Source organism: Brevundimonas sp., assembly GCF_036677305.1.
In the GTDB taxonomy this organism is placed as follows: Bacteria; Pseudomonadota; Alphaproteobacteria; order Caulobacterales; family Caulobacteraceae; genus Brevundimonas.
In genome coordinates this window covers 1-5,068 of the sequence record NZ_JAKFEB010000214.1, presented here as the reverse complement: position 1 = coordinate 5,068, position 5,068 = coordinate 1, and the positions used below count along the sequence as shown (strand labels likewise).

5 protein-coding genes and 1 pseudogene are annotated in these 5,068 nt (G+C 71.0%); 3 read left to right on the top strand and 3 right to left on the bottom strand.

The window, feature by feature from the left end; genetic code table 11:
• A pseudogene (locus tag V6M42_RS12415) lies at window positions 1-357 on the top strand (threonine ammonia-lyase); the annotation flags it as partial.
• Window positions 338-880: an FKBP-type peptidyl-prolyl cis-trans isomerase gene (locus V6M42_RS12410; RefSeq protein WP_332660063.1), complete on the top strand. Its 543-nt coding sequence runs from the start codon at window positions 338-340 to the stop codon at window positions 878-880. The pseudogene V6M42_RS12415 and the gene V6M42_RS12410, both read left to right, overlap by 20 nt.
• On the opposite strand, the gene queG is transcribed toward V6M42_RS12410, so the two are convergent.
• From queG to V6M42_RS12395, 3 genes are read right to left on the bottom strand one after another with little or no spacing between them, the layout of a single operon-like run.
• Complete coding sequence (gene queG / locus V6M42_RS12405; RefSeq protein WP_332660062.1) at window positions 877-1,914, bottom strand: tRNA epoxyqueuosine(34) reductase QueG; 1,038 nt, start codon at window positions 1,912-1,914, stop codon at window positions 877-879. The two genes, V6M42_RS12410 and queG, sit on opposite strands and share 4 nt — an antisense overlap.
• 24 nt (window positions 1,915-1,938) lie before the next feature.
• Window positions 1,939-2,622 carry an FtsZ-binding protein FzlA gene (gene fzlA / locus V6M42_RS12400; protein WP_332678746.1) on the bottom strand — a complete coding sequence of 228 codons (684 nt, stop codon included), beginning with the start codon at window positions 2,620-2,622 and terminating at the stop codon, window positions 1,939-1,941.
• Between the two features lie 46 nt (window positions 2,623-2,668).
• Window positions 2,669-3,661: a cation diffusion facilitator family transporter gene (locus V6M42_RS12395; RefSeq protein ID WP_332660059.1), complete on the bottom strand. Its 993-nt coding sequence runs from the start codon at window positions 3,659-3,661 to the stop codon at window positions 2,669-2,671.
• A 139-nt stretch (window positions 3,662-3,800) separates the two neighbouring features.
• Between V6M42_RS12395 and V6M42_RS12390 the strand changes: the two genes are divergently transcribed.
• A complete protein-coding gene (locus V6M42_RS12390) occupies window positions 3,801-4,970 on the top strand; it encodes a citrate/2-methylcitrate synthase (RefSeq protein ID WP_332678748.1) in 1,170 nt (389 codons plus the stop codon).
• The last annotated feature ends 98 nt before the right edge of the window (window positions 4,971-5,068 follow it).

Sequence of the window (5,068 nt, the reverse complement as noted above, 5' to 3'; positions counted from 1 at the left end):
GCGCTGCTGGCCTATCCCGACAAATTCCGCGGCCTGAAGGTCGGCATCGAGCTGACCGGCGGCAACATCGACGCCCGCATGCTGGCCGTGGTCCTGAACCGGGAGCTGGTGCGCGAGAAGAAGATGATCGTCTACCGCATTCTGGGCGACGATCGCCCGGGGATGCTGTCCAAGATGAGCGCCGTGATCGGCGGCGCGGGCGGAAACATCATCGACGTGGTGCACAACCGGCTGGCGCTGGACGTGCCGGCCAAGGGCGCGGAGTTCGACATCATGGTCGAGACGCGCGGCGAGGCCCATGCGGAAGAAATCAGACGCGGACTGGAAGAGGCAGGCTATGCGCTACGGATGGGCTAAGGGCGTCGCGACGCTGTCGATGATGGCGGCGCTGGCGGGGCCTCTGGCCGCCTGCAACCGCGAACCGGCCGCGCCGGACGAAAGCGCGGCGCAGAATCTGCGGGCCGCCGAGTTCTTTCTCAGCTCGAACGCCAGGGCCGAGGGCGTGAAGAGCCTGCCGTCGGGCGTGCAGTACAAGATCATTCAGTCGGGACCGCCGGGCGGCGAGACGCCTGACCGCAACGATCTGGTCCGCGTCGACTATGAGGGCACGCTGACGGACGGCACGGTGTTCGACAGCTCGTTCCAGTCGGGCCAGCCGGCGGTGTTCACCGTCGGCGACGTGGTGCCGGGCTGGACCGAGGCGCTGCAGCACATGCGCGTCGGCGACGAGTGGGTGGTCTATGTGCCGCCGGCGCAGGGCTATGGCGAACAGGGTCGGCCGGGCATTCCGGCCAATGCGGTGATGGTGTTCCGGATCAAGCTTCTGGACATCGCCCGCGCTCCGGGCGGCGAGCGCGGCGGGGTGATCGCCCAGGGCTAGGCGGCCCGCAGACGCCGGGCCGCCCATTCAGCGGCGTCGCGCACGACGGCGTCGGGATCGTCCAGCAGGCGTTCCGCGGACGGCAACAGGGCCGGATCCGCGCTGTTGCCGATGGCGTACAGGACATTGCGGACGAACCGGTCGCGGCCGATCCGCTTGACCGGGCTCTTCGAGAACAGGGTCCGGAAGGCCGCGTCGTCCAGCGCCGCCAGATCGGCCAGCCTCGGTGAAACCAGCGCTTCGCGCGCCTGAACCCGGGCCTCGTTCGAGGCGGCGGCGAATTTGTTCCACGGACAGACGGCCAGACAGTCGTCGCAGCCGTAGATCCGGCTGCCCGTGGCCGTGCGGAACTCCTCGGGCCAGGGCCCCGCGAATTCGATGGTCAGGTAGGACAGGCAACGCCGCGCATCCAGCTGGAACGGGGCGGGGAAGGCGTTGGTCGGGCAGGCGTCGAGACAGGCGGTGCACGTGCCGCAGTGCTCGCCCTCGGGCGGATCCGACTCCAGTTCGGCCGCGCTCAGGATCACGCCGAGGAACAGCCAGTTGCCGTGGGTGCGGCTGAGCAGATTGGTGTGCTTCCCCTGCCAGCCGAGGCCGGCGCGCTGGGCCAGCGGCTTCTCCATCAGGGGGGCGGTGTCGACGAAGACCTTCACGTCCTCGCCGGTCCGCGCCGCAATCTGGCCGGCGAGGGTTTTCAGCCGGCCCTTGATGACCTCGTGATAGTCGTCGCCGCGGGCGTAGACCGAGACGTAGCCTGCCGAACGGTCGGCCATCTCGGGCAGGGGATCGGTCTCGGGGCCGTAGTTGAGGCCCAGCACGATCGCGGTGCGGGCCCCGTCCCACATGGCGGTGGGGTGGGCCCGGCGTTCCAGCGTCGTCTCCATCCAGCCCATGTCGCCATGGCGTCCGACCTCGACGAAATGCGCCAGCCGCTCGCCCGCGCTCCACGGCGCCGAGGCCGAGGCGAAGCGGCAGGCGTCGAAGCCAAGGGCGGCGGCGCTCTCACGGATGAAGGGACGGACATCGACCGGCATGGGCGTCGTTTGACGCGCCGGGCCCTAGAAGTCGAGATCGGCGTACCAGGCCGAGGCGGCGACGCCGGGGAAGCGGTCCGTCAGAAGGGGGCGGAAGCTGGGGCGCGACTTCAGCTTCATGTACCAGGTCTTCAGACCGGGCCAGTTGGCCCAGGGAACCTCGCCGAAATAGTCCAGCACCGACAGATGCGCGGCGGCCACGAAATCCGCCTGGCCGACGCGGCGTCCGGACAGGGCGTCGCGGGCGGCGAGCAAGGTCTCCAGCATGGTGAGATGGGATCTCAGGGCCTCGCGCCCGGCGCGCAGGTTGCGGGCGTCGGGAGGGCCGAGGCGCAGCAGGGGCTTCTCCATCCGCTCGTGCAGCAGGACCGCATTGACCTCGTCGGTGAAGCGGCGGTCGAACCAGCCGATCAGGCGGCGCGTCTCGGCGCGTTCGGCCGGATCGGTCGGCATGAGGAAGGGCTCGCGCGAGCCGTCCTCGAGCCAGCCCAGGATGGCGGCCGGTTCGCACAGGGTCAGGGACCGGCTGTCCTCGGTGACCTGAAGCACCGGGGGCATGCCCGAGGGGTTCAGTCCGGCGAGCGGGCAATCCTCCTCCCACGGGCGGACGAGGGTCTCGGTGAAGGTCTTCCTGGCCTCGCCCAGCGCGAGGCGCGCGACGCGGGAGCCCGGATCGAAGGCGAAATGATACAGGACGCAGGCCGACATGGGCCGTTCATGCGCACGAGGGCGTTAAGCCCGCGTTAGCCAAGCCTCAGGTCCAGGGGCCTTTTTTCGTTTTCGGCCCCGGAGCGACGGCTTCGTCCGCCGTTTCGGCGAAGACGCCGCCGTGCGGCCGGGTGCGGCCGCGCGGGTCGGGATGGATCAGGATGTCGGCCCGGGGCCAGCCGGCCAGCAGGCGGTTCTCCGCCTCCACCACGATGTCATGCGCGGCCTCAAGGGTGAGGTCGGGGTCGAGGTCGACGTGCATCTGGATCATGACGACCGGGCCGGCCATGCGGGTGCGCAGCTGGTGCACGCCGGAAATCCGGGGGTCCGACAGGACCGCCGTGGTCATGGCGATCTGCTCGCGCTCGGGCAGGGCCTTGTCGACCAGATGGTCCGCGGCGGTCTTCAGCATCCCCAGCGCGCCCCAGAACAGCCAGACCGCCACGACCAGGCCGGCGGCGGCGTCGAGCCCCGGCGCAGACAGCCAGGCCCCGGAAATGACCCCGATCAGGACCACGACATTGGCCGCGAGGTCGGCGGCGTAGTGGGCGCGGTCGGCCTCGACCGCCATGGAGCCGCTGGCCTTGATGGCGCGGCCCTGCATCCAGACCAGCCAGCCGGTGACGGCGATGGAGATCAGGACGACCAGCACGCCCCAGTAGCCGGCGGTGATCGGACGGGGGTCGAAGATGCGTTGCACCGCCTCCCAGCCGATGAACACGGCCGAGGCGAACACCAGCCCGGCCTGGACGAGGGCGGCGAGCGCCTCGCCCTTGCCGTGACCGTGGCGGTGATCCTCGTCGGGCGGGGCGGCCGCCCAGCGCACGGCGAAGAAGACGCCCAGAGAGGCCACCAGATCGAGCGAGGAATCCGCCAGGGAGGCGAGGATGGACACAGAGCCCGAGGCCCCCAGGGCGAAGGCCTTCAGCGCGATCAGGACCACGGCCACGCCGACCGACAGGCGGGTGACGGCGCGGGTCGCGGAATGAACGTCGTCAAGGCCGTTGGCGGGCGCGCTGTCGGGGGCGGGGATCGTCATCGCCGTCTTGTCGCGGAAAGGCGCGGCCGTGCCAAGGCCGCGCAACTGTCGCGGGCGTTAGCTTCATCGTCACGAAAGGCCTTCATCCTCGCCGTCCGATGGTTCCACGAGGCCGAGGCTTTCGGAGGCTCGCGTGCAGATGGCGGATACGGCCCACTGGATCGGGCGAGGCGAGGCGATGGCCCGGCTGGGGGTCAAGTCGCAGACGCTCTACGCCTATGTCAGCCGGGGCCGGATCGCGGCCCGGCCCGATCCCGAGGATTCGCGTCGCAGCCTGTACGCCGCCCATGACATCGCCCGGCTGAGCGGCGAGGCCGTCGAGGCCGAGGATTCCGCCGTCTATCGCCGCACGCCCGGCGGCGCGGGACGCGGCGAGGCCGATATCTGTTCCTCCCTGACCGCGATCGCCGGCGGCCGGCTGTTCTATCGCGGGCTGGACGCCGTCCAGCTGGCCGAGACCGCCACGCTGGAGGAGGTTGCCCGGCGGCTTTGGGACGCGCGGGCGGCCAATCCGTTCGCGGGGATCAGGCCGCGGATCGGGGCGGTCCCCGGCGGCTCGATCCGGGCGCGCCTGTTCGCGGCCCTGGCCCGCCGCGCCGAGGAAGACGCGGATCCCAAGACCCGCTCCGTCGAGGAGCTGCGGCTGGAATGCGCGCGGGTGCTGGACGAGGCGGTCGACGCCGCAGTCGGCCCCGGGCCCCGCCTGTTCCTGCATCAGAGGCTGGCGCGCAGCTGGAAGACGCCGGAACGGGACGCCCACCTGATCCGCCGCGCCCTGGTGCTGTCCGCCGATCACGAGCTCAATCCGGCCGTGGTGGCGACGCGGGCCGCGACGGACGGCGGCGCGGCTCCGGCGGCGGCGGCCTTTGCGGGTCTGATGACGATGGCGGGATCGCCGATGATGGCGGAGCTGACGCGTGCGTCCGACTGGATCGTCGCCGTGCGGCGTCAGGCGGCCGACGCCGCCCGCCGCTCGCAGGAGATCGGCCGTCTGGCCGGTTTCGACGCCCCGGACGACTATCCGGCGGGCGATCCCCGCGCCGCCGCCCTGCTGGCCGCGGCCGACCTGCCCGCCGATCTGGCGCGGGCGGTGCAGGAGGGCGAGGCGGCGACGGGCCGCAAGGCGAATTTCCCCCTCGCGCTGGCGGTCATCGCCCGGCGACTGGAGCTGCCGCGAGACGGCGCCGCGGACCTGTTCCTGATGGGTCGGCTGACCGGCTTGCTGGGTCATGCGCTGGATCAGGCGATGAACGGCTCGCCTATCCGCTCGCGTCTGCGCTATGTGGGTCCCGAACCGGGCGCGCACTGACGACCCGATCTTTTTGACGGGGCGCGTATGGCGGACTGGCTGGCGGCGATCATCCTTGGCCTGGTCGAGGGACTGACAGAGTTCATTCCGGTGTCGTC